Source organism: Kiloniella sp., from assembly GCF_048259265.1.
GTDB lineage: Bacteria > Pseudomonadota > Alphaproteobacteria > Kiloniellales > Kiloniellaceae > Kiloniella.
Genome location: NZ_JBLXHT010000003.1, coordinates 238,782 through 263,178, shown reverse-complemented (window position 1 = coordinate 263,178; position 24,397 = coordinate 238,782). Strand labels below are relative to the sequence as shown.

The window sequence follows — 24,397 nt, the reverse complement described above, 5'->3', positions numbered from 1 at the left end:
TGGTAAAACTTGCCCATAAGAAGACAAAATTTATCGAGGCTCTAACATTCACCCGTAGTCAGATTAGGTAATAGGCTTGAAATGAAGATTAGAACGGGATCATCCGTCACACCTGCAGCAGGTTCGAAGTCAAAACGTAAGGCTTCCGGTGTTGGAGGGAGCTTTAGTGATGCTTTGGAATCTGGTGCAGGAGATTCTGTCTCTGATACGAGTGGCATATCCGCTGCTGGCGGTGTGAGCGGTCTGCTTTCAATTCAGGAAGTTCCTGATGCATTGACAGGTAAGCAGAAGGCGAAAAAACAAGCCGAAGATATCTTGGATGAGTTGGAAGAATTACGTCTTGGTTTGTTATTTGGCTCTATACCAGTCTGGCGGTTGGAAAAAATCGAATCGCTCGTTGCTCAACGTAGAGAGCAGATTAATGATCCTCGACTCCTTGAGATTTTGAACGAGGTTGAGGTTCGTGCTGCGGTTGAACTCGCTAAATTAGGGCGATAATCCTCTGTTTTTAATCGTATAAATGGAAAATAGCGTTAATTCTTCATGACAAACTTGTCGTGGCAGGGAAATTCCCTATACTGCACGCCAAAATTGCCAATTTATGGGGGTTGCCATGACTATTCCTCTTCCAATTGATTATCGTCCGCAAGAAGACGAAGAGTTTATGAATCCAGTCATGCTGGAGTTCTTTAAGCATAAACTGTTGGCTTGGAGAGAAGAACTACTCGCTGAATCATCTGCTACGTTGCAGACGCTCCAGAATGAAACTTTACAAGAACCAGATCTTGCAGATCGTGCTTCATCTGAAACAGAACGTGCTTTGGAATTACGTACGAGAGATCGTGAACGTAAGCTTATCGGGAAAATTGATGAAGCCCTTCGTCGTATTGACGAGAATGAGTATGGGTTTTGCGAGATAACGGGTGATCCTATCAGCATTAAACGTCTCGAAGCTCGTCCAATTGCAACCATGACACTTGAAGCTCAAGAACAACATGAGCGGATGGAAAAGGTTCATAGGGACGACTAGTTTTTTTCGAAACTGAAATGAAAAGGGCCGATGAAATTGATCTTTCATTGGCCCTTTTTATATTATTATTCCTGTGTCTTAGAACGGGAATATTATGTCATACAGCTGTTGCCCGTAACGTGGTTGTTGTACGTCGCTTAACTGTCCACGTCCTCCGTAAGCTATGCGTGCCTCTGCGATTTGATCGTAGCTGATTGTGTTTGTGGATGTGATATCTTCTGGTCTAATCATCCCTGTAACCATAAGCTCCCTGACTTCGTAGTTAACACGAACTTCTTGTCGCCCAGAAATGATAAGATTTCCGTTTGGCATAACCTGTGTGACCAAGGCAGCAACACGTAAGTTGATTTCTTCTTCTCGGTCCACTGATCCAACACCTTTTGAGGCACTTGTGCTCTCGCCATCAACAAGGGTCGCCGGGTTAAGGTTGTCGTTAAAAATACGACCCAACTCTGTTTCGTAACCAAGGAAGCTGTTTAAACCTGCGCCTTCTGCATTGGCTCGCGTTCTTTCTGTGGTGTTCGAAACGGCGGCTTTATCATCAATCTGGATAACGACTGTAAGCAGATCGCCGATTTCGTCTGCACGCTGATCTTTTAAGAAGGCTCTTGACCCTGGGCGCCACAAGGAATTGGCCTGTCTCGTCGCAACCTGCGGTGCCGGCATTGGCAAGGAAATAGGTTGAGGCGGGGCCGGGTTTTCTATTTTGCTGAGTTTGGGAACTTCGCCAATTTCAGAAATACGAGATATCGCATTACAGGCAGTCAGAGAAAAACCCAGGACGCCAGCTATTAGGTATCTGCTTATGTTGGATGTCAGTAAATTTTTCATCGCTGAGCTCCTTAGTTAGTACCGACAATGGTTTTGTTTACAAGTGAGACGGTGACAAGTCCCGCACCTGTAATAGTACCATGAACGATTGTGTTTGATTGAGTGTTAAGCAAGCGGATTACTTCGCCTATAGCACCATTTTCAAGGGCTCTACCTTGGGTGCGAAGATTTAGAGAACCGCTTTGTAGCAACATTGTTACCAAGCCATTTTTGGTGACGGCTTTAGGGGTGTCGATGTCATTGGTCCGGATAATGGTTTGATCTTTGAGCGTTTGTTTGGGTGTCATTCCAATCAGGTTATCAATATCAGTGATAGCATTTTTGCTGAGTTTTGACTCTTTGATCGCGATCCACTGAATATCTTGTGCTTGAATTACATCGCCTTTTGACAGACGGCGCTTGAGCACGGGGACATTCACCATCTCTATCAGATAACCAGATAGGGTTTTATTGATGATTGGGCGTCCTTCGGCAGGAATGACTATCTGTGCCGTGAAACGATTGCGTCCAGGTCTATAGCTGATATTTTCTACACGGAGTGTTGGCTCAATTTCAGCTGGAATTTTCAGATCTCGATCTTTTCGGTCAAACTCAATTTTCTTGTTGTCTACCAGCCCTCTTTCCAGCAAGGCAGTTTCAACGCTGTCGCGTATATCCGTAGCATTAATTATTTGGCTTGCCCGTGTGACCATGGCTGTATCCAAATGCGTGCTTGGTTGCCAATCAAGTTCATTTTTTTGGGCAAGAGCCCATAGCCACCGTGCTGAAAGCTCAACATCTTTGCCAAGGGCCGGGGATCGTGCGATTGCGGTTCTGTTTTCTGTATCTGTGCCAGAAAAAATATCATCCAGATAAACAATATCACCTTCAATCACGATATCCTTGTTCAGGTTTATGATTGATGGAACTGAATTTACATTTACCTCGGCAAAACTTGCCCCAACAAAACCAACCTGGGCAGTGAGGGATAGGCCTGTTGCAAATAGTAATTTCTTAAATAGATGCATTGTTCTTCTCCGCTGATCTCAATTATCTCAAGTTCGCAACAGAACGCATCATTTCATCGGATGCGGTTAGGATTTTTGAGTTCATTTCGTAAGCACGTTGCGCTGTGATCAGATTTGTTATCTCTGAAACGGCATTGACGTTTGATGTCTCTAGTGCGCCCTGAAGGATGCTACCAAAGCCTGTTGAATTTGGAGAACCATTTGTCGGGGCACCAGACGCTGGTGTTTCTAGAAAGTAGTTATCCCCAATCGCTTCCAGTCCGGCTTCATTGGGGAAAATTGCAAGATCAAATTGTCCGGCCAATGCGGCATTAACCTGGCCGTCAAGTTTCACATAAACTTCGCCAGCTGAGTTGATCGAGATTGATACTGCGTTTGTTGGGACATTAATGCCCGGCTGTACGGTATAGCCATCTGGAGTAACAATATCACCAGTCGGGGAAAGCTGAAGTGCACCAGCACGAGTGTAGCCAGTTTCGCCACTGGGTAATTCTACGTTGAAATAACCTTCACCGTTAATGGCAACATCAAGCGAGTTATCGGTGATGTTCATTTCACCCTGACTTGTGATCCGATAGGTCGCTGATGGTTTAACGCCTAGTCCGAGCTGGATACCTGTTGGAACGACAGTGCCTGTATCGGATGAGTTTGTTCCCACGCGACGTAAATTTTGATAAAGCAAGTCACTGAATTCTGCACGCTGGCGCTTAAAGCCTGTCGTGTTGAGGTTGGCAATGTTATTGGAAATAACTTCAACATTAAGCTGTTGGGCCAGCATTCCAGTTGCACCGATGTTTAATGATCTCATTTTACGGCTCCTGTTAAACTTTTAAACTGGCCAGCGACTGAATGGCTTTAAGCTGGCGGTCATGTTCTTCTTTGATAAATTTAGCCATTGATGTATAGCTGCGTGTTGTGTCAATCATCCGGGTCATTTCAATGACGCCTTGAACGTTAGAGCCTTCGATTGCTCCTTGAATGATTTCACCTGTTACCTGATCAATTGGCTCTTGATTGTCTGCAGTGCTGAAAACGCTTCCAGCTTCTTTTACAAGAAGTTGCTCGTCCTCAAAATCAACCGTTTTAAGGCGGCCTGCCGTTCCTGCGCTAGACGTGATTGTTCCATCCCTAGTGATTGTTATATCTGTTGCTGTTGCCGGGATTGAAATTGGGGCATCACCATCACCAAGGACGAGATATCCTTCTGTTGTGATGAGCTCACCATCAGGGCTTAGTTTAAAAGAACCGTTTCTTGTGTAACGGTCTTCACCATCGACTTCTACGGTAAAGTAGCCTTTTCCAGAGATGGCAATATCCAAAGGGTTGTTTGTTGTATGAAGCTGCCCTTCGGCGAGGTTCCTGACCAATCTTAGATCTTGTGTAAAGCTAAGGTTTTCACCAGTTTTGGTGTCTTTCAGATACTCAACAAACATCATACCTTCGTTCTTGTAGGCATTGGTGTTCATGTTCGCAACATTGTTGGCAATGATCGCCATCTCTCTACCGAGGGCCATTTGCCTTGAAAGGGCTATGTAACTGGGGTTTTCCATCCTGGATATTCCTTGCCATCATGTGTTCGTCCTAATCAATGCATGATGTGTGCCAATTGTGTAATGCCTTGAGCAGCAAGGGAAACAAAGTTGGTAAGTGTCAGCTCGGTAGCTTTTGTTGGTTAACAATTTCCGGTATGGGGAAACATTTACCGCCAACAGGGTAAACTATGTTATTCTTTATAGGTGTTATGGGCTTGGGGATGAGAGGGATGATGAATTGGTTAAATATTTATTCGGTGAAGTTCCTGATAGGGCGTTATCTGGTATTGGGCAGATATTAACACTTTTCGATTAAGCTGCTTTCAGATACAAATTATTTAGATGAAGAGTTTATTGGTAAGGGCGATGTTTTCCCTGATAAGTATTTGATTTAACGTCTATACTACTTAACGACTTTTTAACCATCTTGACCCCTTATTAATGGGGTATTTTAATTGGAGGCTTATATCAGCATATGACTGATGAATCTGTTGGTGAAGAAGAACTAGAAGTTGAAGCGCGCCCCAAAGGTGGGATGTCGGGAAAGAAACTCGTTCTTTTTTTCATACTGCCTTTATTACTCATTCTTATTGCAGGCGCTGGCGCTTACTTCACAGGTATGCTTGATTCTTTGCTTGGCAAAGAAGAAGTGGTTGAAGAAGAGGTCGTTGAGGAAGTTATTCCCGCTCATGGACCCGCAGCCTTTTATGATGTGCCAGAGTTATTGGTGAATTTGAATTCCACTGGCAATAAAAAGCATTTCTTGAAGATTACGATTAGTCTAGAGCTTGAAGCGCAAACGGACATTCCGGGTATTGAAGCCGTGATGCCAAGAATTGTTGATAACTTCCAAGTTTATTTAAGAGAGCTCAGAATTGAAGATTTGAGTGGGTCGGCTGGTATCCAGCGTTTGAGAGAAGAATTATTACTTCGGGTGAACGCAGCAGCTGCTCCTATAAAGGTGAAAGATGTATTGTTTCAGGAAATGCTGGTACAGTAACCTGTAAGGTAAGAAATGGCTGACGAAACGGAAGAAGAAGTCGATCAGGAAGCCATGATGGCCGAATGGGAGGCCATGGCGGATGACGACGCGGATGAGGCAGATGACGTTTTCGACGAAGTCGACGACGGCCCTGGTGGTACGCGGGTTCTGGACCAAAGTGAAATTGATAGCCTGTTAGGTGTTGATGCCGGGGATGATGACGGCGGGGACAATTCCGGCATACAGGCAATCCTCAACTCTGCTTTGGTGTCTTACGAACGCCTTCCTATGTTGGATATTGTTTTTGATCGCTTGGTCAGAATGATGTCGACATCATTACGTAACTTTACTTCCGATAACGTTGAAGTGAGTTTGGATAATATCACCTCTGCACGATTTGGTGATTATCTCAATTCAATTCCTCTGCCTGCTATGCTGACGGTCTTTAAGGCAGAAGAGTGGGATAACTACGGTTTGATGACCGTTGATTCTGCATTGATATATTCGATTGTTGATGTGTTACTTGGCGGACGTCGTGGAACGGCTGCTATGCGTATTGAAGGACGCCCGTATACGACGATCGAACGTAACCTTATTCAAAGATTAGCGCATGTTGTGCTGGCTGATCTATCCAGTGCGTTCGATCCACTTTCTCCGGTCACCTTTAGGTTTGATCGGTTGGAAACCAATCCCCGCTTTGCGACGATTGCACGTCACGAGAATGCTGCGATTGTGATCACTTTGCGTGTGGATATGGAAGATCGGGGCGGGCGTGTCGAACTGCTCATACCTTATGCAACGCTTGAGCCTGTGCGCGAATTGTTACTCCAGATGTTTATGGGGGAGAAATTCGGGCGCGATTCAATTTGGGAAGGACATTTGACTGCTGAACTATGGCAGACAGACGTTTCCATTTTGGCTGTATTGGAACAAGTAAACATCTCTCTTGGTGATGTGATGAATTGGAAAGTTGGTGATACAATGGATCTGACCGTTTCCCCGGAATCACTTGTAGAGCTGAGATGCGGAGATGTTTCAATGTTCAAAGGAAATATGGGACGGAAAAGCGGAAATATTGCCGTCAAAATTGCCAATAAGATTGTTCGTGATGATGGCGAATAGATTATGTTAGATTTATCGAATATAGAGCTTGGATTTAATATTCTCGTTGCGATCCTTTTGGTAGCAACGATCATCTACGCGGTCATTTTAAATAAAAAACTGGATGCCTTGCGTGAAGCCAAAGCCGAAATGGAGGGTTTGATTCTTTCCTTTTCTGAAACAACGGCTAAAGCGGAAAGAAGTCTTGCTGAATTCAAAGCACATGCATCGGATACTGGTTCTGGATTGAAAGAGAATACTGCCAAAGCAGATGGAATTTTATCTGACTTGAGTTATTTGGTCGATCGGGCTGAGGTTGTTGCTGACCGTTTGGAAGAAGATCTTGGTTTGGCTCGACAAAAATCCCCAGAGACGGTTCTACCGAAGGGGGTTAAGCCTGGAGAAGTCAAAAAAAACAAAAAACCAGTTTCCGATAAAGAAGTTGCAGCTAAAAGAGATCTTTCTCCCGCTGCAGAAGATCTTCTGAAAACCCTTAAAGGCATGCGTTAAGGAGAATATGCTATGCGTTTGCTTCCGATATTAATTGCAGTGTCTTCTTTGACTTTGCTCGTTAAGGCCGGAGGGGTCTGGGAAGGATTTAATCAATCCGGTAAAGCGTTTGCGCAAGCTACTCCAGAAGCTGAAGAAACAATTGAAGATGAAGCTAAGGCAGAAGCCCCTGAGATAAATGGTGATGAAGACGCTGCTGAGGGAGCTGAACCAAAAGACGAGCCTGAAACCGCTTCGGTTGAAGGAGATGCGAAAGGTATTCCCGTTGTCCAGGGTATTGAAGCCGATCCCTTTTCAATGACGGATGAAGAAATAGAGTTGTTACAATCCTTGTCTGCCCGAAGAGAGCAGCTTGAAACGCGTGAGCGGGATGTCGAACAAAGAGAAACGCTTTTGCTTGCCGCAGAACGCAGGATTGACGAGAAAATTACCGAACTTGGCAAACTTCAAAATACGATCGAAGGTCTGATTGTCAAACATGATGAACAGAGCGAAAAGCAGATGCTCAGTCTGGTTAAAATATATGAAAGCATGAAGCCCAAGGATGCTGCCCGAATTTTTGAAGAGTTGGATATGATTGTTCTGCTTGGTGTTGTTGAGCGGATGAAAGAAAGAAAGACAGCTCCGATTCTGGCGAGTATGGATCCAAAAAGAGCAAAAGAAATTACACTGGAGTTAGCGCAAAGACGTGAATTACCATTATCAAAAGAATAATCGAATCCTCTTTGATAATTATGGTTAATTTTTCCGGGTAGCCGTTCAAATTCCTAAATCAGCCCTGTATCCATTGAGATACGGGGCTTTTGTTTTAGTAAAGTCACAATTTTTTTTAAAATAAAAGTCTAAGATCTTGAAAAGCTGTGGTTTGTTTACACTGCGTTAATTGTATGCTGATAGCTTAAAATCACGATTTAAGCGAATGTGTGTGCAAGAGAGATAGTTAAGGAGTTGCTGATGTCGGATGTCGACATGAATATGCCAATCCTCATCGTGGATGATTATAAAACCATGTTGCGTATTGTGCGCAATTTGCTCAAGCAGCTAGGCTTCAACAATGTTGATGAAGCAACAGATGGCAGCAGTGCGTTGCAAAAATTGCGCGGTAAGCAATATAGTCTGGTTATTTCTGATTGGAACATGGAACCAATGAGTGGTCTTCAGTTGCTAAAAGAGTGCCGTGCAGATGCCCATCTGAAAGACTTGTCTTTCATTATGGTCACTGCTGAAAGTAAAACAGAAAACGTTATCGCGGCTAAACAGGCGGGTGTGAACAATTATATTGTGAAACCGTTTAATGCTGCGACTCTTAAAAAGAAGTTGATTGCGGTGCTTGGGAACTTCTAAGAGGTTAATGCTATGACCAACCCGGTCAGAGAAGAGTTACTCGATAAACTGAAGGCTTTTGACACTAATGCTCAGGATGCAGATCTTGAAGCATTAGTAGACAGTCTATTGCAGAACTTTGGTGAAGATGCGATTGAAACCAATCACAAGCTTTTGGCTGAAATTGGCTCTGTTGCAAGTTATATTCACGATATGAAGACGCAACTGGCTTCTTTGAGGCCCGATGAGATTAAGAGTGATTTTCTCCCGACCGCAGCGGATGAGCTGGATGCGATTGTGGGGGCAACTGAACAGGCCACCCACAACATCCTTTCCGCGATGGAGACGTTGGATGAAGTATCAGAAAATCTTGAAGCTGATGCCGCAGATAAAGTGAATGATGCTGTAACCCAAGTGTATGAAGCCTGTAGCTTTCAGGATATCACTGGTCAACGGATATCGAGAGTGGTGAATGCGTTACAGCATGTAGAAATCAAAGTTGATAAATTGCTCAACGCTTTCGGTGGAGAGGAGTTTGTTCCTGAAAATACAACTGCACAATCGACGCCGAAACGCGCAGATGGGGTTGAGCGGCCCGATGAAGATTTACTCAATGGGCCACAGCTGCCAGGCGAGGGTGTTAGTCAAGATGATATCGATGCATTAATGGGATTTGATTAGTTGTTATGCTTGGCCCTTTGTTTCGCAAACGCCAAGATGATGGTGATCGGAATTATGTCGCCTTATTAAGCCTTAAGCTCTTGCTTTTGGCTTTTTTCATTATGCTAAACGCAATTTCTTCATACGAAGAAGAAAAAGCGCGAGCTGTTCTTGAATCTGTCAACAACACTTTCCGTGGTGATGCCAGTCATATGGAGCGGCATGCTTCTTTTGATCAAGCGTTAGATAACCTTGATGACCAAACAGATCTAGTCACCGAAATCGAACGATTGTTTGAAACAACTATCCCCGCTGTGGAAAGAGAGCAGGGAAGTACCCAAAATTTTCTACGCCTTAAATTACCTGTTGAAGCTTTGTTCTATCGTGATGAAGTTGAACTAGCATCCGGGCGCGAACTTTTACTGAAGCGGCTGTCGGCATCTTTACAAAAGCTTGATGTTAAAGGTGGCTACTACGAGTTTGAATTTCTTTATGGTACGTCTGCGCGCCAGAACGAAGGGGGAAAAAGCCTTCTCGACTTGATGTTAAGGCGACTGGAAGTTGTTGCGATTGAAGTTCTAGATGCGGGTATTCCAAAAGATAGACTAGTCGTCGGTTTGCAACCAGATCGAGCGGGTTATGTCTTTGTTGTGATTCGATTGTACGATCAAGCGCCACCTAACATTACCTTTAGCTCTTATCGAGAGGAAAGATAATGGCTAAGAAGAGAAAAGGGAATAGCAACGCCCAGGGTGAAGCACAGAGGAAGGCGCGTGCAGATAAGATTTATGATGAGGGTAAAGAGAGCTTTGGTACAGGGCAAGAAGAGAAGAGCTCTGACAAGCACAAAATTACTGATATCCCAAAATCAAAACTTTTTGCCAACAGAAGACAGAATGAGCAGGCTGTCGCCGTAAATTATGGTTCAAGCTGGATGGTAACGTTTACAGACCTTGTCGCGTTGATGCTGACCTTTTTTGTTTTGTTATATTCGATGTCTGTGATGGAAGAGAAACAATGGCGGAACTTGGTTGATTCCCTTGCAAGTAACCTCAAAATTGAGGGAGTAATTGCAGAACCGAAACCTGCAAAAAGTTTAACAATGGAGCCCGTTGACTTCATACCGGGAGAGGACTTGGATTATTTACAGGCATTGTTGTCTGAAAAATTCAAGTCTGATTCAGATTTATCCCAAGCTATTTTAACAAGATTGGATGATCGTGTCGTGGTTTCTGTGCCTGGTGATTTATTGTTTTCAACAGGTGCCATAGAGCCAATGGAAGAGGCACAACCTATTTTACGGCGGTTAGGCCGAATTTTTCAAAATATAAGTAACAAAATTGAGATTGCAGGGCACGCTGACCCTGCGGTGCCCTCGGGCCAACAAAATTACCAAACTAACTGGCCTCTATCAGTGGCCAGAGCTAACTATGTTGCTGGTTTATTAGAAAAATCTGGATATAGCGGCACTATTTTATCGCGCGGGTATGGTGATTCGCGTTATGATGAGATAACCGATAGGTTATCTGAAGACCAAAGGGAAAAGCTCGCGCGTCGTGTTGATATTATTGTGCATTCTTATGCAGGAGAAAATGGGTGATTAAAGCGCTATGCCAAATAGTTATGGCAGGAGCGCTTTTGTTGTTTTTTTCTTCAGCTCCTCATGCCCAGGAAATTCCTGTAAGGACAGGTATTCACCCCGGGTATGGCCGCATTGTTTTTGATTGGCCTGAACAGGTTTCTCATAATGCGAGAATAAATCAACGTCAGCTAATTGTTGAGTTTGGTAAGGCAGGTGATTATCAGTTGGATAATATCCGCCAGGGCGTAAAGGGCTATACAGGACGGCCCACAATAGACCCCACTAAAAAAATTCTGACCTTTCCATTGCTTGATGACTTCTCTCTAAAAACTTTTACCTCAGGCCCAAAAATTATTGTCGATCTGCAGGTCGATATAAACGCAGTGAATAACAAGGGTGTGGCTACAAAAACGGACAGCCGACCTGTACCCGGCGTTGGATTTAGGTTTGCTGAGCACCCGGATTATAACAGGCTTGTTTTTGATTGGCCTGAAAAGGTGAAGGGGACAATTTCTCAACCCGGTGACAAGCTAATCGTTCGCTTTGATCAAGGGGCGTCAGTTGATCTTGGGAAACTTAATAAACAAAAAATGCCATTTGTCGAAAACGGTCGGGTTATTGCCAGTACGCCAAAATTAATTGTTGAATTTGGCCTTGTTCCAGAGGCGCAAGCCCGTATTTTTAATGTCGGGTCAAAGTCTGTTATTGATGTTAAGCCCGGTTCTGTAAAGAAAAGTGCATCATCGGCTAAAAAAACAAAGTCTGATCTGGTAAAAGAGCAAAAAGTATCTGCCGAGAACAAAAAGGTGCAGGCGGACGAAAGTAATAAAGATGAAAATACTGACACTGTAAAATCAGAACCAAAAAATACCGAGACAACGTTAGCCGAACCATCGGATTCTCTTCCGAAATTAGAAGAGTTAGCAGGGCCGGGGCCTCTATCGCTTTTACCTAAGCCCGTAAATTCTAATGTAGCAAATGATGAGGCGGAAAAACCTGAATCAGATACGCAAGTGGCTTCAGAAGACGCTTCCAAAGACCATGCCGAAATTAAAGCCAATAATGATGATGAAAATACGCCGCTTTCAGAAAATACCCCTCCTCCAGAAGAGGGACGTAATTTGCTTGAGGGCAATACAAAAAAGCGACTTTCAAAGCCTCAGGGAAATAATGGCCCTGTAAAATTATCTGACTTTAAGTTGGTGGATGACCCGAACACAGAACGTTCAATAGAACAAGATTTGGTAACTCTGACAGAACCTTTGGAAATTCCAAACCTTGTTCCCCCGCCAGGGCGCTCTGCTGATCTATTGCCGCCAACAATTTTGAATTTTAATTGGAAAGAAGAAACTGGCGCGGTCGTTTTTCGCCGCGGAGAACACCTATGGCTTGTTTTTGATCGGGAGGGTCCTGATAATCTTGCCGAAGCTATTGAGGCAATGGTACCGCATTTTGCCCCGGTTGATACACAGCCCGTAGCAGGAGCTACAGTTGTTCGATTAACGGCACCAGCAACACAAGTTCCTAGACTAAGTAAACAAGATAATACCTGGACGATTGATATTCGTCGAAGGTCTTCTCTGCCGGTACAGGCCATTTCGAATGTCTTGGGTGAGGGAGAGGATGGACCTGAAGTTCGCTTTTTAGTTAAGTCTGTCAGCCGTTTGTTATCGCTTTCTCACCCCGAACTCGGCGATAGGTTAATCGTTGCCCCTATTGGCGAGCCTAACCTTGGATCATCTGATATTGACGAGTTTCCACAATTCAGGTCTTTACCTTCTTATCAAGGGGTGGTGTTGCAACCGACTGCAGAGGGCTTGGTTGTTGCCCTGACACCTCGTGCTGTTGTCGTCCGTAGCCGTGATCAATTGATCGTTTCGGATGAAACGGCCCGGTCTCTTCCCCGTAGCGGGACGATCACACCTGTCGCACCTGTAAAGATGTTAAATTTGGAAGCAGACCGATTGGGCAGTGAGGACGATTATTTAAAAAACTTACAAGAATTGCAACGTGCTGTCGTTGAAACGACGGGTATGCAGCAGGGGTTAGCGCGTTTGGACTTGGCTCGGTTCTTTTTTTCACATGGGCGGGTTGCCGAAGCTGCAGGCATGCTTCGGCTTATTGGGCAGGAAAACCGTCGATTAAGTGATGATCCGTCCTATCAACTGTTGTTGGGGGCAACACAGTTTCTGAGCGACAAATTTGCCGAGGCCCAGAAGACACTCTCTAGCCCAGTACTGGCTGGGGAATGGGAGGCCAATTTATGGCAAGCAGCTCTTGCTGCATCAGGACAAGATTGGGGGCCTGCCGCAATTGGGTTTTCAGAAACTGAAACGTTAATAGAGGACTTCCCACAAAATATAAGGAATAAACTCTACCTGCTTGCGGCTGACGCGAAGCTACATGTCGGCGATACAGGAAGTGCAAGTTTACTTATTGGTAAAGTACTATCAGGTGAACCAACCGATTTTGAAAAAGCGCAGGCAGATTTTCTGGAGGGCCAGAGACAGCTTCAGGATGGCTTCCCGGAAGAGGCACGCACAATCTGGAAAGGTTTGAAATATAACAGGCATCGCCCCACAAGTGCCCGAGCGCGGCATGCGCTTACAAAGCTTGGTATAGATGAGGGGACGATCACTCAAGAAGAAGGTATTGAACAGCTTGAACAACTCAGATTTGCTTGGCGAGGTGATAAGTTCGAGTTTGCGATTCTTAGTGAGTTGGGGGACCGCTATGCCGATGAATTAGATTTCCGCAAAAGCTTACATTCTCTTCGCCAGGCAGCGTCGTATTTTCCTCATTCGGAACGGGCGGATAAAATCGCCAAACGAATGCAGGAAATTTTTGAGGGAATGTATGTAGAGGATGGCGGAAAGAGAATACCGCCGTTGTCCTCTATTGCTCTGTATGAAGAGTTTAAGGAACTAACGCCGGTTGGTGACAAAGGCGATATTATGATCACTAAATTAGCGGACCGTCTTGTTGATGTTGATTTACTAGAACAAGCGGGTAATTTGCTGGAAGAACAGGTGGATTTCCGATTAGAGGGTGAAGAGAAAGCCCGTGTTGGAAGTCGGTTGGCCTTAATTCGGTTGTTGGAAAAAAGTGCTGAAGAGAGTCTTGTTGCCCTAGATAAAACCGAAGGCGATAAAATATCTGATGATTTGACCCAGCAAAGATTACATTTAAGGGCACGAGCTTTGGCAGAGCTGTCAAAAGAAGAAGAGGCTTTAAACTTACTCGCGGAAGATCAAAGCCTTGATGCGTTGCGCTTGAAAGCCGACATTTTGTGGAAACAGCGAAAGTGGGAGGAGGCTGGAAAAATTCTTGGTAAATTAATCCCTGCGTCTCCGCCGGCGGACCGAATTTTGAATGACAAGGAAAGCCAAGCTGTGATCAATCTCGCTATTGCACAAACTCTTTCCGAAGATAACGAGGGTCTAAAGCTCCTAAGGGATAGTTATAGCTCTATTATGAGTAAAGGTCCGCATAGCGATACATTCAAACTTTTGACAAACAGTTTGAATTCGGGATCTGTGACGTCAATTGCTGAAGAGTTAAAGCAAATCTCTCAGGTTCAGGCTTTTATGGATCAGTACCGCAGCAAGCTCAAGTCAACGCCCCTGAGTGAAATCAATTAGGGATTGGTGTTATATATTGGCAATCAAGGGCGTTGTTAATGCTACTCGTATAGCTATCCGAAGCTTCGAACCAAGCTTCCGGCAATTAAATACCAACCATCAACCATCACAAAGAAAATCAGCTTAAAGGGTAAAGAAAGCATAATTGGTGGCAACATCATCATACCCATCGACATCAAAACAGATGCAACAACCATGTCGATGATCAAAAAGGGCAGGAAGATTAAAAAACCAATTTCGAAAGCTCTTCTTAATTCACTGATCATAAAGGCGGGTATGAGCGCACGAAGCGGAGTTGCCGATGGTTCTGTTACCTCTCCGGTTTCAGCAAGGTCAAGGAATAGTCGAAGGTCTTTTTCTCTAACGTGCTGTAGCATAAAATTCCGGATAGGTCCCGTGCCTCTATCCCAAGCCTCAATTTCGGTTATTTCTTCATCTACAAGAGGCTTTATCGCATCCTGATAAACTTTTTCCATTGTTGGCGTCATGATGAACGCAGTGAGAAATAATGCTAAGCTGATTAAGACAGTGTTGGGCGGTGCCTGTTGAATACCCATTGCGGTTCGGATAAATGATAGAACGACAATAATTCTGGTAAAAGACGTGACCATCATCAGAATGGCCGGGGCAAGGCTAAGGATGGTAAGTAGCGCCAGCATTTGTATTATACGACCGCTTCCAGAACCAAGTATTTCATTGTTCAAATCAAGGGTGAGTGCTTGTGCCCAGCTTTGATCTGGAATAAGCGAAATACCAGCTGTTAACGCTGCAATTACAGTAATTTTAGGGTTAATACTTTTTGTCATACCCCTGAACTTTCATTCATTTTTCCAGCGCCTATAGGGGCTTTTGTTTTATCTATTTGATCCAGAGAAATGTTGCGAGGAACGGTATCAAGCAGGAGGTCATTTGTACCGCCAACCAAGACAAGATGCTCTTTGTTATCGCATTGGATTAGCACAATTTTTCTTTTGGCATCCAACGGTTTAACTTCTGTGATTTGAATACGTTTTTGTTTATTCCCTGTTATCGCAGGGCCATGACCCAAGCCTAATTTCTTTGCAATAATTGAAAACGCAAATATTAGACCGATGATAAATATCAGGCTTAAAAAGAACTGAAAATAATTACCATAATCCATTGAATTATTTTTTTCCTGGCTGGTTTGCGCTGGTATACGCACGGGCCGCTTTGTTATGGCTGGTTGTTTCTTTTATCTCTACGCGCACCTTATCCAAATTACTATTGATTGTAATCGTAAGGTTATCGAGTTCTTCAATTAAGGCTAGTAACTTTGGGGATAACTTTGACCGTTCTGCTGGAGGAAGTTGCTGTAGTTCCTGGCACAAAAAATCGGTAACTTTGGGCAAATCAGTAACGTCAAAGTCGTTGCCGGACTTAATGGTTGAATTGGCTAGAGCGATTTGCTGGGAAAGATGTGTTATCTGTTCCCTAAGTTCATCAAACGTTGTCATGACTGTTTTGGTGTTTCATCAAGAGGTTGTTTCTGTTCATCATAAACATAGTTTAGGATTGTGGCTACTGCCGTTAGTGCTTCTAAGGGAATTTCACTTTCCAATTCAACGTTAGCGAGGATTTGGGCCAGATCTGAATCTGTTCTTACCTTTACACCTTGTTCAAAGGCTATCTGCAGAATTTGTTCGGCAACTTCGCCTGAACCTTTTGCAATAACCTTTGTTTGGCCTGCTATATTTCGTTTAACGGCGATAGATAGTTGTGGGGTTTCTGCCTCTTCCTTATCAGAGGGGGGCTCGTTTTGCGTGGTAGAAAACGAAGGGGGGAGTTTTTTCTGTTGATCTTCGTTAATTACACTCATCCTGTTTTCTCTAATAAAATCAGAAAATTCATTATTAGTTTGCCCCTTTATACTTAATGAAAGGTTATGAGGGGGAAGGTACAGTGTAAATCTAAATAAGTGTAAATCTAAATAGGGACGATCAGAGATTATTCATCTTCAATTGTCAGATCAATGCCAAGCATATCCAGAGATCCAGCGACAGCCGCTTTGTTTTCTTCTTGAATTCGTTCGTGAAGTTCTTGACGAAGAACGGTGGCGTCTTCGGGGAAGGTGAAGCCAATTTTTACCGATTTCCCACGGATATCAACAACTTTGACTTCAATGTCGTTGTTAATGATGACAGATTCACCAATTTTCCGTGTAAGGTATAACATCGCGGACGTCGGACTCCCTGTCCCTTATTTGCCAAATGCTGACTTATGTTGTTTTTATAACTACTTGTTCTATTGTTAAGTTTATACGTGTATTTTTTAATTAGGTCGAGCCAAAGTTCTATTTTTATGTTATTTTTTGCTAGATCGGAAATTCGTTAACAGGTTATTAAGTCAGTAAGCGTATTATTCCGGGAGGTGTGGACCTTATCGTTTATGAGGAGAGCCGACGTTGGCTGATAAGCTGAAAATTACGGATGTTCTAGCCAGAAAGATGGATTGGCTGACACAGCGACAGGCTGTGATCTCTAAGAATATTGCGAATTCGGATACTCTGAACTATGTCCCTTTGGATTTAAAAGATAACCATTTTAAGTCATTGGTTAGTCGATCGGCCCCTGTGATGGCACAACGATCTAGTCATGAAGGACACTTATCAAGCAATCCACTCAACGGTGATCAGGCCCGCGCTAACAAGGCAAAAGATATTTATGAGACAGCTCCCGCTGGTAATGCGGTTATTCTTGAAGAGCAAATGATAAAAATGTCTCAAACACAATTGGATTATCAGGGCATGGTGCGTCTTTATAAAAAGCATCAAGAGATGTACAAGATGGTTCTTAAAGGGCCATAACTAGCTGGCTCGTTTATAGCACATAGTGTTTGATGAATTTTAGGAAAATAAGCAATGTCCGATCTTTATAAATCAATGCAGGTTTCTGCCTCTGGCATGAGAGCGCAGGGGACACGGCTCCGCATTATTTCTGAAAACATTGCCAATGCTGATTCTGTCGCTCAAGAACCGGGTGGTGCTCCTTACCGTCGCAAGATGGTCTCGTTTGGTTCGGAACTGAGCAGAGAACTCGGTGTTGAAAAAGTTGTCGTTAAAGATGTGCTGACGGATAAGTCTGAATTTAAAAGAGAATATTTGCCCGGACACCCAGCAGCGGATGAAGATGGGTATGTGCTTCAACCTAATGTGAACTCGTTAATCGAAATGACGGATATGCGCGAAGCACAGCGAAGCTTCGAGGCAAACCTTCAGGCAATACAAGCATCGAAAAGTATGTTACAGCGTACTTTGGAAATACTTCAGTAGAATAAGCGTAAGAGGATTTAGAGAATGGCTGTAAATTTTGTTGATGCAGTAAACGCTTATAATCAAGCTGCTGAAAAAGGCCTTGCAGGGAAAAAAGATAAGTCTGATCCGGTCGGTGACGATTTTGCGTCAACATTGCGAGACGTTGCCGCTGATACCTTGGGTACAATGCAAGTGGCTGAAAATAAAACGTTGATGGCCGCAGCAGGTAAAGCAGATGTGACAGACGTTGTAACCGCGATGTCTGAAGCAGAGGTCACTTTGCAAACTGTTGTTGCCGTACGCGATAAGGTTGTTCAGGCCTATCAGGAAATTTTAAGAATGCCAATTTAATCGGGCTAGGTTAGTACATAACAGAAAATTAATTTCGCAGGTGGGGCATGAGTGAAACAGACGTCATTGAGTTTGGTAAAGAAGCTGTTTGGGTCATGCTTAAAATGAGCGCACCAACCTTGTCAGTTGCTTTGTTGGTTGGGTTAATTATTTCCCTGTTCCAAGCTTTAACACAGTTACAGGAAATGACGCTAACCTTTGTTCCCAAACTGATTATCATTAGCTTAACCCTTGTTACGACGGCACCGTTTATGGCGCAAACACTTGGGGATTTTACTGAACAAATTATGGATAAGATAGTCGCCCTGGGTTAGGTCATGCTCTATGATTTACTTCCTTCTAGCGTATATATAGTATTAATCGTTTTCACACGTATCGGCAGTGCCATGATTCTGTTGCCAGGTTTTGGGGAATCATATGTTTCTCCCAGGGCCAGGTTAGCGTTAGCTATTTTAATTACTCTGGTTGTTGCCCCGATGATAGCCCCCAGCATCCCTCCGATGCCAGAACAAATCTCCGGTTTGGGATTTCTGGTTTTTAGTGAGGCTTTGATAGGGTTTTTTATGGGGACCGTTGCAAGGATGTTTTTAAGTGCAGCGGCATCTGCGGGCATGATTGCTGCGACAATGTCTTCTTTGGCAAACGCGCTGATTCAAGACCCTGTTTCTGCTCAACAAGCTTCAATTATGGGCACATTTTTAACCGCGATCGCTATTGTGTTGATTATGGTTCTGGATATCCACCATCTGTTTATTCTTGGCTTGGTAGATAGTTATGAGCTTTTTGTGCCGGGCCAGATATTGCCTACGGGTGATTTTTCAAACATGATTGCTCGGGTTGTTGGTGATACCTTCACCTTGGCAGCAAGAATGGCTGCCCCTTTTATTGTTGTTGGAATGATTTTTTTCTTGGGTCTGGGGTTATTAGCAAAATTGATGCCACAAATGCAGGTGTTTTTTGTGGCAATGCCATTGCAGGTAGCCATGGGCATTACAATTTTGTTTTTGTCAGTACCTGTTATGATAAAAGTTTATATGATCAGTCTGGAAGAGCATTGGATGGTGTTTGTAAAATGATAGATCCAGCAACTGATTTTATATTATTAATGAAGGTGCAGCATGTCGGATGATGCTGATGAATCCCAAAAAACGGAAGAACCAACCGCGAAAAAACTTGCCGATGCTCGTGAAAAAGGTGATGTCCCTAAATCTCAAGAATTGAATTCCTGGTTCTCTTTCTTTGGGCTTTTATTGTTTTTAAGCTTTTTTACAGTTTGGATATCCCAAGAATTGGGCTCGACCCTTTCATCATTGTTTGAGCGACCTGATATGATCCGATTTGATACAGGTCATATTTATCAAACAACTCTCTCATTATTTAAAAATGTAGGTATTCTCTTCATTGCTCCAGCAGTCATCTTGGTGGCTTTTGGTATTACATCCGGGCTTATGCAGCATGGTTTTTTGATTTCGAGTCAGTCTTTAACGCCAGAATTAAAAAAAATTTCTCCCTTGGCGGGGGTTAAGCGTCTTTTTTCCATGCAATCTGTAATGAATATGATTAAGGGGCTGGCAAAATTATTAATTGTTGGGACAATTATTGGTTTGGTTCTTTGGCCAAAACGCTTTGTTGTTCCTCAACTTGCCGAACTTAGTGTTCCCCAGATTGCTATGACACTTCTGGATTGGGCGACCCTCGTCGTGATCGCCGTGGTTGCTGTAATGGCCGTAATTGCGGGGCTTGATTATCTGTATCAATATTTTGAGTACATAAAAAAGCTCAAGATGACGAAACAGGAAGTCAAAGACGAATCAAAGCAGAGTGAAGGTGACCCGATGGTCAAGGGGCGTTTGCGTCAATTACGGATGGAAAAGGCGCGACAGAGAATGATGGCCTCTGTTCCCAATGCTGATGTTGTCATAACGAACCCGACGCACTTTGCAGTTGCTCTGGAATATAACGGTATGATGATGGAGGCCCCTAAACTTACTGCAAAAGGGGTGGATGCTGTTGCTTTTCGTATCCGTAAGGTCGCCGAAGAAAATAAAATTCCGGTGATGGAAAACCCCCCGTTGGCACGTGCTCTTTATGCTGGGGTGGAGATTGACCAAGAGATCCCGCCAGAACACTATAAAGCAGTCGCCGAAATCATTGGTTACGTTATGAAACTTAAAAAATAACAAATGTTCTTTGTAATTGAGAACCTTTCTTAAGCTATCCAGTTTGTTTTTAAACGATTTTCGGGTTAATCTTTCATTTACTGTCTTATTGTTTCTTTTCTAGGGCCTTGGTCGTGGCCGTAGAAGAAGACATTTCGTGGGGGAAGCAGGGAAGTGTCACCTACTATCTGGATCGCAATCTGTAGCTTTTTAACTTTGATTATACTTGCGCTTGGCTTTGTTGTCTGGCGATACAGAAAGATGCTTGCTTTGCGTCAGTATGCTTTTGCTGCTGTTCCAAGACCAAGACAGATTGTGGATCCCAAAGGAAAGTGCCTTTTCGCAAATCCAGCGTTTGAAGATTTTTTTGGCGGTGATCTTAGGGCTGTTCCTGATTTGATTCTTGATGAGAGTAATGGTGATGAAGAAATCAGGCGCAAGCTGGCTACTCTTGAGCTTAATGCCAAGAATGGTGTTTCAGGACATGTCGAGATTGAAATACCGGGGGTTAGACCTGAACACAACGATGTTCAGTGGCGTCATGTAGCGGCCTATCCCTTACCAAGTCGACCGGGGTATGTGTTCTGGTTCGTTGATGATATTACGATGCGCCGTCAGATGGAAAAAGTCATTAATGACCAGCAGCAACGTTTTGTAGACCTTTTGGAAAATGCACCAATTGGCTTTTTCTCTGTAGATGCGGATGGTTCATTTCTTTTCGCCAACCAGACCTTGACTGACTGGTTGGGGTATTCATCATCTGAACTGGAAAGCGGACAAATCAAGCTTCATGATATTGTTGCTGATGCTACTTTGGACGAGGTTCCAGCCTATCATCCCTTTGAGGATGTGGAGAGCCGATCCGGAGAAGTTTTCCTTAGAACAGTAGATGGGGAAAAGCGTATTCTTGCAGCGATCAGTCAGCATATTGCGGAAGGTAGTGGGGATAAGGGTTTTAGAACAAGGTCCGTTGTACGGAATTTGACGCTTGAGCGAGAGATGGCCACGGCGCTGGAGCAATCAGAAAAGCGGTTCCGCAAGTTCTTTAATGAGGCCCCAGTTGGTATCGTTTTGTTGAATGAACGCGGCGTTATTACAGAAAGCAATCGGGCTTTCCAAGAGTTTCTAGCGACAACAGAGGACGTCAGAGGAAAGCCACTTCTTTCTTTGATTGGGGAAGAGGAAAGAGAGAGTGTTCGAGAGGCGTTGGTTTCTGCAACGACTTATGAACGTAAGGCTATGGAAGTGCACCTTACGGGAAATTCCGATACTGTTTGTAATATGAATGTTACGCATGTGGATGAAAATTCCGGACTGCCAAGTGGGTATATTTTGAACTTTACGGATACGACAGAGCAGCGCAGTCTGGAAGCCCAGTTCGCACAATCACAAAAAATGCAGGCCGTTGGCCAACTGGCTGGTGGCATTGCGCATGATTTTAACAATCTGCTAACGGCTATGATTGGTTTTTCTGATTTATTACTTTTGCGTCATCGCCCTGGTGATCAATCATTTGCAGATATCATGCAGATTAAACAAAACGCCAATCGGGCCGCAAACCTTGTTCGTCAGTTACTGGCTTTTTCTCGTCAACAAACGCTTCAGCCCAGACGTTTGAATGTAACGGATATCATTGCTGAACTTGCACATCTATTGCGTCGCCTTATTGGTGAAACCATTGAGCTACGCATCACACATGGACGTGATTTGGGGGATGTGAAGGCTGATCAGGGGCAATTAGAGCAGGTTATCATTAACCTTGCTGTGAATGCACGTGATGCAATGGATCAGGGGGGGGTGTTGGAAATTATTACATCAAATGTGATGGTTGATGCCCCTTATAAAGCTAAAGGCGAGGAAATCCCGCCCGGTGATTATGTTCTGGTGAAGGTACAAGATACCGGACACGGTATCCCGACTGAAATTATTGACCGTATTTTCGATCCCTTCTTTTCAACAAAAGAAGTTGGGGCTGGGACCGGGCTGGGACTGTCCACTGTCTATGGTATTGTGAAGCAGTCGGGTGGTTTTGTTTTTGTTGATTCAACAGCTGATCAGGGAACTGTTTTTTCTTTACTGCTGCCGCATTTCCAAGAAGATGCGCAAGATCAGGAAGAACATGTTGCTGAAATACCAAAAGCACAGGATTTGACCGGGCGGGGTAATATTCTGCTGGTCGAAGATGAAGATGCTGTGAGGTCCTTTAGTGCGCGGGCATTAGAGAACAAAGGTTATAAAGTACTTGAGGCGAATTCGGGTGAAGCAGCACTTGAGATTCTTCAGCAAGACGGGGAAACCATTGATCTGGTCATAACAGATGTTGTGATGCCAAAGATGGATGGACCTACGCTGATCAAGACGCTTTATAAAACGCACCCGGATCTAAAAGTTATTTTCATTTCCGGCTATACGGAAGATTCTTTTCGTAAGTCGTTGGATGTAGATTCTGCTATTGAATTTTTACCCAAGCCCTTTAGCTTGAAACAGTTAGCTTCTAAAGTTAAGGATGTTCTTGCCACGCAATAACTGTGTATTACGGTTTTTATGCTGGATATATATACTTAGACAACAATAGTTATGTCAGCCTAACTACAGCGGATAGACTCTTTTATATACAGATGTTCCTGTAATGTTCTTTTTTGTTGCTTGATGGGAACAAAGAGGGTACGTTGTTCTCGTTGCAGCAAGTGTGAGCCTGTGGGATAAGGGAGGCAACGATGGCACAAAACGTCTTACAGTTAGTGGAGAATAGCACGGTGGACAAACAAAAGGCATTAGATGCAGCCCTGGGACAGATTGAACGCGCTTTTGGTAAAGGCTCGATCATGAAACTGGGCGAGGGAAAGGCAGTTGAGACCGAAGTTATTTCCACGGGATCGTTGGGATTGGACATTGGCCTAGGCATAGGTGGTTTGCCACGTGGGCGTATCGTCGAAGTTTACGGACCGGAGTCATCCGGTAAAACAACCCTAGCCCTGCATGTTGTTGCTGAAGCACAAAAAGCTGGTGGCACCTGTGCTTTTATCGATGCAGAACATGCTCTTGATCCTGCCTATGCCAATAAGCTTGGTGTCGACGTAAGCGAGTTGCTGATTTCTCAGCCTGATGCCGGTGAACAAGCGTTGGAAATTACGGATACATTGGTACGTTCTGGCGCATTGGATGTGTTGGTTGTGGATTCCGTGGCTGCCTTGGTTCCTAAAGCTGAACTCGAAGGGGATATGGGCGATTCTCTTCCTGGTTTGCAAGCACGCTTGATGAGTCAGGCGATGCGTAAATTGACAAGCTCGATTTCCAAGTCCCGTACACTGGTGATTTTTATTAACCAGATTCGTATGAAAATTGGGGTGATGTTTGGTAATCCGGAAACGACAACAGGCGGTAACGCACTTAAGTTTTATTCTTCCGTTCGTTTGGATATTCGCCGTATTGGTGCGATTAAAGATCGTGAAAATATTACCGGTAATCAAACTCGAGTGAAGGTTGTTAAAAATAAAATGGCCCCTCCATTCCGGGTGGTTGAGTTTGACATTATGTATGGTGAAGGTATTTCCAAAACTGGTGAAATGCTTGATCTCGGTGTTCAAGCCGGCGTTGTTGAAAAGGCCGGTGCTTGGTTCTCTTGTGATGGACAGCGCATTGGGCAAGGTCGTGAGAATGCTAAAAAATTCCTGACGGAAAATCCGGAAGTTGCGAAAAAAATCGAGACTGCTGTACGTAAAAATGCAGGGATTGTGGCAAACGCCATGCTCGAAGGAAAAGAAGAAGACGAAACCGAAGACGCTTAATCGTTCTTTAGTTTAGAAAACAAAAAAGGAGCCTACTGTTGGCTCCTTTTTCTTTTAGTGGATGAATTTTATTTTGAATTATCGTCCAAATTATGGATTGGTAACCCGTCCAAAAGCCTTTGTGAAACCTTTTAATGAGAAAGGGATCGCAATTTTCTTTTTGACAGCATCAAAAAAGACAACCCGTCCTTCATTTTGGCTTTTAAATGTATTTAGAAGTTCATTATCAATTTGTATTTCAGACTGGCAGCCTGTTCTTAAGCAACGGATAAAAGGATATTGCCTTTTTAGCTGTGGCCCAACCTCTAAAGAAAAACCTTCGGGGAGGCGAATGCCTAATGGTAAGGTTAGAATAAGAGTGGTGATACCAGCTGTATTATTGTCGGGTCGTCCAACAGCAAGATTCAGCACTGGGCTAGAGTTATCGCCGAGTGTCACATTATGTACGATGTAACACGTAAGGGGCTCATTTACCGTACAATGCGCGGCCCAGTTCTCAAAACGTTCGGTTGACCGTTGTGGGGCCTGTTGTTGGGCTGTGGCAATGGAAGACGTTGCTATGAAAAACAGACAACAGCTGACAACAGTTTTGAAAATATTTCCGGTATTTATAAAGGCCATGGTTTTTA

At 43.9% G+C, this 24,397-nt stretch carries 29 protein-coding genes; 19 read left to right on the top strand and 10 right to left on the bottom strand.

Annotated features, from left to right (window positions below; translation table 11 throughout):
- The first annotated feature begins 81 nt into the window (after positions 1-81).
- The gene (locus ACN0QW_RS07305) at positions 82-498 is read left to right on the top strand and encodes a flagellar assembly protein FliX (protein ID WP_417430113.1); all 417 of its coding nucleotides are present in this window, start codon (positions 82-84) and stop codon (positions 496-498) included.
- 115 nt (positions 499-613) lie between these two features.
- Entirely contained in the window at positions 614-1,030 is a 417-nt protein-coding gene (dksA, locus tag ACN0QW_RS07300; RefSeq protein WP_046507418.1) for an RNA polymerase-binding protein DksA, read from the top strand.
- A 78-nt stretch (positions 1,031-1,108) separates the two neighbouring features.
- Here dksA and flgH read toward each other — a convergent pair whose 3' ends face one another.
- The 4 genes from flgH to flgF are packed head-to-tail and all read right to left on the bottom strand — an operon-like array spanning position 1,109 to position 4,418.
- Complete coding sequence (gene flgH, locus ACN0QW_RS07295) at positions 1,109-1,861, bottom strand: flagellar basal body L-ring protein FlgH (protein WP_417430110.1); 753 nt, start codon at positions 1,859-1,861, stop codon at positions 1,109-1,111.
- Between the two features lie 11 nt (positions 1,862-1,872).
- Positions 1,873-2,868 carry a flagellar basal body P-ring formation chaperone FlgA gene (gene flgA, locus ACN0QW_RS07290; protein WP_417430108.1) on the bottom strand — a complete coding sequence of 332 codons (996 nt, stop codon included), beginning with the start codon at positions 2,866-2,868 and terminating at the stop codon, positions 1,873-1,875.
- A 22-nt stretch (positions 2,869-2,890) separates the two neighbouring features.
- Positions 2,891-3,676 (bottom strand): flagellar basal-body rod protein FlgG, encoded by a 786-nt coding sequence (flgG, locus tag ACN0QW_RS07285; protein WP_047764831.1) that lies wholly within the window; start codon positions 3,674-3,676, stop codon positions 2,891-2,893.
- Positions 3,677-3,689: 13 nt separating this feature from the next.
- Complete coding sequence (gene flgF / locus ACN0QW_RS07280) at positions 3,690-4,418, bottom strand: flagellar basal-body rod protein FlgF (RefSeq protein ID WP_417430107.1); 729 nt, start codon at positions 4,416-4,418, stop codon at positions 3,690-3,692.
- Positions 4,419-4,875: 457 nt separating this feature from the next.
- Between flgF and ACN0QW_RS07275 the strand changes: the two genes are divergently transcribed.
- The 9 genes from ACN0QW_RS07275 (at position 4,876) to ACN0QW_RS07235 (ending at position 14,199) form a co-directional block, all read left to right on the top strand.
- Positions 4,876-5,400: a flagellar basal body-associated FliL family protein gene (locus ACN0QW_RS07275; RefSeq protein WP_299380704.1), complete on the top strand. Its 525-nt coding sequence runs from the start codon at positions 4,876-4,878 to the stop codon at positions 5,398-5,400.
- A 15-nt stretch (positions 5,401-5,415) separates the two neighbouring features.
- Positions 5,416-6,504, top strand: a complete 1,089-nt coding sequence (fliM, locus tag ACN0QW_RS07270; RefSeq protein ID WP_047764828.1) for a flagellar motor switch protein FliM — start codon at positions 5,416-5,418, stop codon at positions 6,502-6,504.
- Positions 6,505-6,507: 3 nt separating this feature from the next.
- Positions 6,508-6,993, top strand: coding sequence for a DUF6468 domain-containing protein (locus tag ACN0QW_RS07265; RefSeq protein WP_417430104.1), 486 nt, complete (start codon positions 6,508-6,510; stop codon positions 6,991-6,993).
- A 12-nt stretch (positions 6,994-7,005) separates the two neighbouring features.
- Positions 7,006-7,707, top strand: a complete 702-nt coding sequence (locus ACN0QW_RS07260; protein ID WP_417430102.1) for a MotE family protein — start codon at positions 7,006-7,008, stop codon at positions 7,705-7,707.
- A gap of 240 nt (positions 7,708-7,947) precedes the next feature.
- On the top strand, positions 7,948-8,337 hold the full coding sequence (locus ACN0QW_RS07255) for a response regulator (RefSeq protein ID WP_046507440.1): 390 nt from the start codon (positions 7,948-7,950) through the stop codon (positions 8,335-8,337).
- A gap of 12 nt (positions 8,338-8,349) precedes the next feature.
- Positions 8,350-8,997: a protein phosphatase CheZ gene (locus ACN0QW_RS07250; protein WP_417430099.1), complete on the top strand. Its 648-nt coding sequence runs from the start codon at positions 8,350-8,352 to the stop codon at positions 8,995-8,997.
- Between the two features lie 5 nt (positions 8,998-9,002).
- Positions 9,003-9,692 (top strand): flagellar motor protein MotB, encoded by a 690-nt coding sequence (locus tag ACN0QW_RS07245; protein WP_417430097.1) that lies wholly within the window; start codon positions 9,003-9,005, stop codon positions 9,690-9,692.
- A complete protein-coding gene (locus tag ACN0QW_RS07240; protein WP_417430095.1) occupies positions 9,692-10,576 on the top strand; it encodes a flagellar motor protein MotB in 885 nt (294 codons plus the stop codon). The genes ACN0QW_RS07245 and ACN0QW_RS07240 overlap by 1 nt, the downstream gene beginning before the upstream one ends.
- Positions 10,573-14,199 (top strand): tetratricopeptide repeat protein, encoded by a 3,627-nt coding sequence (locus ACN0QW_RS07235; RefSeq protein ID WP_417430093.1) that lies wholly within the window; start codon positions 10,573-10,575, stop codon positions 14,197-14,199. Before ACN0QW_RS07240 ends, ACN0QW_RS07235 begins: the two co-directional genes overlap by 4 nt.
- A 53-nt stretch (positions 14,200-14,252) precedes the next feature.
- On the opposite strand, the gene fliP is transcribed toward ACN0QW_RS07235, so the two are convergent.
- From fliP to csrA, 5 genes are all read right to left on the bottom strand, one after another.
- On the bottom strand, positions 14,253-15,005 hold the full coding sequence (gene fliP / locus ACN0QW_RS07230) for a flagellar type III secretion system pore protein FliP (protein ID WP_417430091.1): 753 nt from the start codon (positions 15,003-15,005) through the stop codon (positions 14,253-14,255).
- Positions 15,002-15,340 (bottom strand): FliO/MopB family protein, encoded by a 339-nt coding sequence (locus ACN0QW_RS07225; protein WP_417430089.1) that lies wholly within the window; start codon positions 15,338-15,340, stop codon positions 15,002-15,004. Before ACN0QW_RS07225 ends, fliP begins: the two co-directional genes overlap by 4 nt.
- A gap of 4 nt (positions 15,341-15,344) precedes the next feature.
- The gene (locus ACN0QW_RS07220) at positions 15,345-15,674 is read right to left on the bottom strand and encodes a hypothetical protein (protein ID WP_299380316.1); all 330 of its coding nucleotides are present in this window, start codon (positions 15,672-15,674) and stop codon (positions 15,345-15,347) included.
- Positions 15,671-16,036, bottom strand: coding sequence for an EscU/YscU/HrcU family type III secretion system export apparatus switch protein (locus tag ACN0QW_RS07215; protein WP_299380318.1), 366 nt, complete (start codon positions 16,034-16,036; stop codon positions 15,671-15,673). Before ACN0QW_RS07215 ends, ACN0QW_RS07220 begins: the two co-directional genes overlap by 4 nt.
- A 128-nt stretch (positions 16,037-16,164) precedes the next feature.
- A complete protein-coding gene (gene csrA / locus ACN0QW_RS07210; RefSeq protein ID WP_417430086.1) occupies positions 16,165-16,392 on the bottom strand; it encodes a carbon storage regulator CsrA in 228 nt (75 codons plus the stop codon).
- Positions 16,393-16,621: 229 nt separating this feature from the next.
- On the opposite strand from csrA, the gene ACN0QW_RS07205 reads away from it, so the two are divergent.
- The 8 genes from ACN0QW_RS07205 (at position 16,622) to recA (ending at position 23,768) form a co-directional block, all read left to right on the top strand.
- Positions 16,622-17,023 carry a flagellar basal body rod protein FlgB gene (locus ACN0QW_RS07205; RefSeq protein WP_417430084.1) on the top strand — a complete coding sequence of 134 codons (402 nt, stop codon included), beginning with the start codon at positions 16,622-16,624 and terminating at the stop codon, positions 17,021-17,023.
- A gap of 54 nt (positions 17,024-17,077) precedes the next feature.
- Positions 17,078-17,488, top strand: a complete 411-nt coding sequence (flgC, locus tag ACN0QW_RS07200; RefSeq protein ID WP_417430082.1) for a flagellar basal body rod protein FlgC — start codon at positions 17,078-17,080, stop codon at positions 17,486-17,488.
- Positions 17,489-17,512: 24 nt separating this feature from the next.
- Positions 17,513-17,821: a flagellar hook-basal body complex protein FliE gene (gene fliE, locus ACN0QW_RS07195; protein ID WP_417430080.1), complete on the top strand. Its 309-nt coding sequence runs from the start codon at positions 17,513-17,515 to the stop codon at positions 17,819-17,821.
- A gap of 47 nt (positions 17,822-17,868) precedes the next feature.
- Positions 17,869-18,135 carry a flagellar biosynthesis protein FliQ gene (gene fliQ, locus ACN0QW_RS07190; protein ID WP_417430078.1) on the top strand — a complete coding sequence of 89 codons (267 nt, stop codon included), beginning with the start codon at positions 17,869-17,871 and terminating at the stop codon, positions 18,133-18,135.
- 3 nt (positions 18,136-18,138) lie between these two features.
- On the top strand, positions 18,139-18,897 hold the full coding sequence (locus ACN0QW_RS07185) for a flagellar biosynthetic protein FliR (protein WP_417430076.1): 759 nt from the start codon (positions 18,139-18,141) through the stop codon (positions 18,895-18,897).
- A gap of 42 nt (positions 18,898-18,939) precedes the next feature.
- Positions 18,940-20,001 carry a flagellar biosynthesis protein FlhB gene (flhB, locus tag ACN0QW_RS07180; RefSeq protein ID WP_417430075.1) on the top strand — a complete coding sequence of 354 codons (1,062 nt, stop codon included), beginning with the start codon at positions 18,940-18,942 and terminating at the stop codon, positions 19,999-20,001.
- A gap of 153 nt (positions 20,002-20,154) precedes the next feature.
- Positions 20,155-22,506, top strand: a complete 2,352-nt coding sequence (locus tag ACN0QW_RS07175) for a PAS domain S-box protein (RefSeq protein ID WP_417430073.1) — start codon at positions 20,155-20,157, stop codon at positions 22,504-22,506.
- A gap of 191 nt (positions 22,507-22,697) precedes the next feature.
- The gene (gene recA / locus ACN0QW_RS07170) at positions 22,698-23,768 is read left to right on the top strand and encodes a recombinase RecA (protein ID WP_417430071.1); all 1,071 of its coding nucleotides are present in this window, start codon (positions 22,698-22,700) and stop codon (positions 23,766-23,768) included.
- A 90-nt stretch (positions 23,769-23,858) separates the two neighbouring features.
- Here the strand turns inward: recA and ACN0QW_RS07165 are convergent, their stop codons facing one another.
- Complete coding sequence (locus tag ACN0QW_RS07165; protein ID WP_417430069.1) at positions 23,859-24,389, bottom strand: invasion associated locus B family protein; 531 nt, start codon at positions 24,387-24,389, stop codon at positions 23,859-23,861.
- Between the last annotated feature and the right edge of the window lie 8 nt (positions 24,390-24,397).

Coding starts and splice junctions, on each gene's coding strand:
- ACN0QW_RS07305 (WP_417430113.1), top strand. CDS start 82: ATGAAGATTAGAACGGGATCATCCGTCACACCTGCAGCAGGTTCGAAG.
- dksA (WP_046507418.1), top strand. CDS start 614: ATGACTATTCCTCTTCCAATTGATTATCGTCCGCAAGAAGACGAAGAG.
- flgH (WP_417430110.1), bottom strand. CDS start 1,861: ATGAAAAATTTACTGACATCCAACATAAGCAGATACCTAATAGCTGGC.
- flgA (WP_417430108.1), bottom strand. CDS start 2,868: ATGCATCTATTTAAGAAATTACTATTTGCAACAGGCCTATCCCTCACT.
- flgG (WP_047764831.1), bottom strand. CDS start 3,676: ATGAGATCATTAAACATCGGTGCAACTGGAATGCTGGCCCAACAGCTT.
- flgF (WP_417430107.1), bottom strand. CDS start 4,418: ATGGAAAACCCCAGTTACATAGCCCTTTCAAGGCAAATGGCCCTCGGT.
- ACN0QW_RS07275 (WP_299380704.1), top strand. CDS start 4,876: ATGACTGATGAATCTGTTGGTGAAGAAGAACTAGAAGTTGAAGCGCGC.
- fliM (WP_047764828.1), top strand. CDS start 5,416: ATGGCTGACGAAACGGAAGAAGAAGTCGATCAGGAAGCCATGATGGCC.
- ACN0QW_RS07265 (WP_417430104.1), top strand. CDS start 6,508: ATGTTAGATTTATCGAATATAGAGCTTGGATTTAATATTCTCGTTGCG.
- ACN0QW_RS07260 (WP_417430102.1), top strand. CDS start 7,006: ATGCGTTTGCTTCCGATATTAATTGCAGTGTCTTCTTTGACTTTGCTC.
- ACN0QW_RS07255 (WP_046507440.1), top strand. CDS start 7,948: ATGTCGGATGTCGACATGAATATGCCAATCCTCATCGTGGATGATTAT.
- ACN0QW_RS07250 (WP_417430099.1), top strand. CDS start 8,350: ATGACCAACCCGGTCAGAGAAGAGTTACTCGATAAACTGAAGGCTTTT.
- ACN0QW_RS07245 (WP_417430097.1), top strand. CDS start 9,003: ATGCTTGGCCCTTTGTTTCGCAAACGCCAAGATGATGGTGATCGGAAT.
- ACN0QW_RS07240 (WP_417430095.1), top strand. CDS start 9,692: ATGGCTAAGAAGAGAAAAGGGAATAGCAACGCCCAGGGTGAAGCACAG.
- fliP (WP_417430091.1), bottom strand. CDS start 15,005: ATGACAAAAAGTATTAACCCTAAAATTACTGTAATTGCAGCGTTAACA.
- ACN0QW_RS07225 (WP_417430089.1), bottom strand. CDS start 15,340: ATGGATTATGGTAATTATTTTCAGTTCTTTTTAAGCCTGATATTTATC.
- ACN0QW_RS07220 (WP_299380316.1), bottom strand. CDS start 15,674: ATGACAACGTTTGATGAACTTAGGGAACAGATAACACATCTTTCCCAG.
- ACN0QW_RS07215 (WP_299380318.1), bottom strand. CDS start 16,036: ATGAGTGTAATTAACGAAGATCAACAGAAAAAACTCCCCCCTTCGTTT.
- csrA (WP_417430086.1), bottom strand. CDS start 16,392: ATGTTATACCTTACACGGAAAATTGGTGAATCTGTCATCATTAACAAC.
- flgC (WP_417430082.1), top strand. CDS start 17,078: ATGTCCGATCTTTATAAATCAATGCAGGTTTCTGCCTCTGGCATGAGA.
- fliE (WP_417430080.1), top strand. CDS start 17,513: ATGGCTGTAAATTTTGTTGATGCAGTAAACGCTTATAATCAAGCTGCT.
- fliQ (WP_417430078.1), top strand. CDS start 17,869: ATGAGTGAAACAGACGTCATTGAGTTTGGTAAAGAAGCTGTTTGGGTC.
- ACN0QW_RS07185 (WP_417430076.1), top strand. CDS start 18,139: ATGCTCTATGATTTACTTCCTTCTAGCGTATATATAGTATTAATCGTT.
- flhB (WP_417430075.1), top strand. CDS start 18,940: ATGTCGGATGATGCTGATGAATCCCAAAAAACGGAAGAACCAACCGCG.
- recA (WP_417430071.1), top strand. CDS start 22,698: ATGGCACAAAACGTCTTACAGTTAGTGGAGAATAGCACGGTGGACAAA.
- ACN0QW_RS07165 (WP_417430069.1), bottom strand. CDS start 24,389: ATGGCCTTTATAAATACCGGAAATATTTTCAAAACTGTTGTCAGCTGT.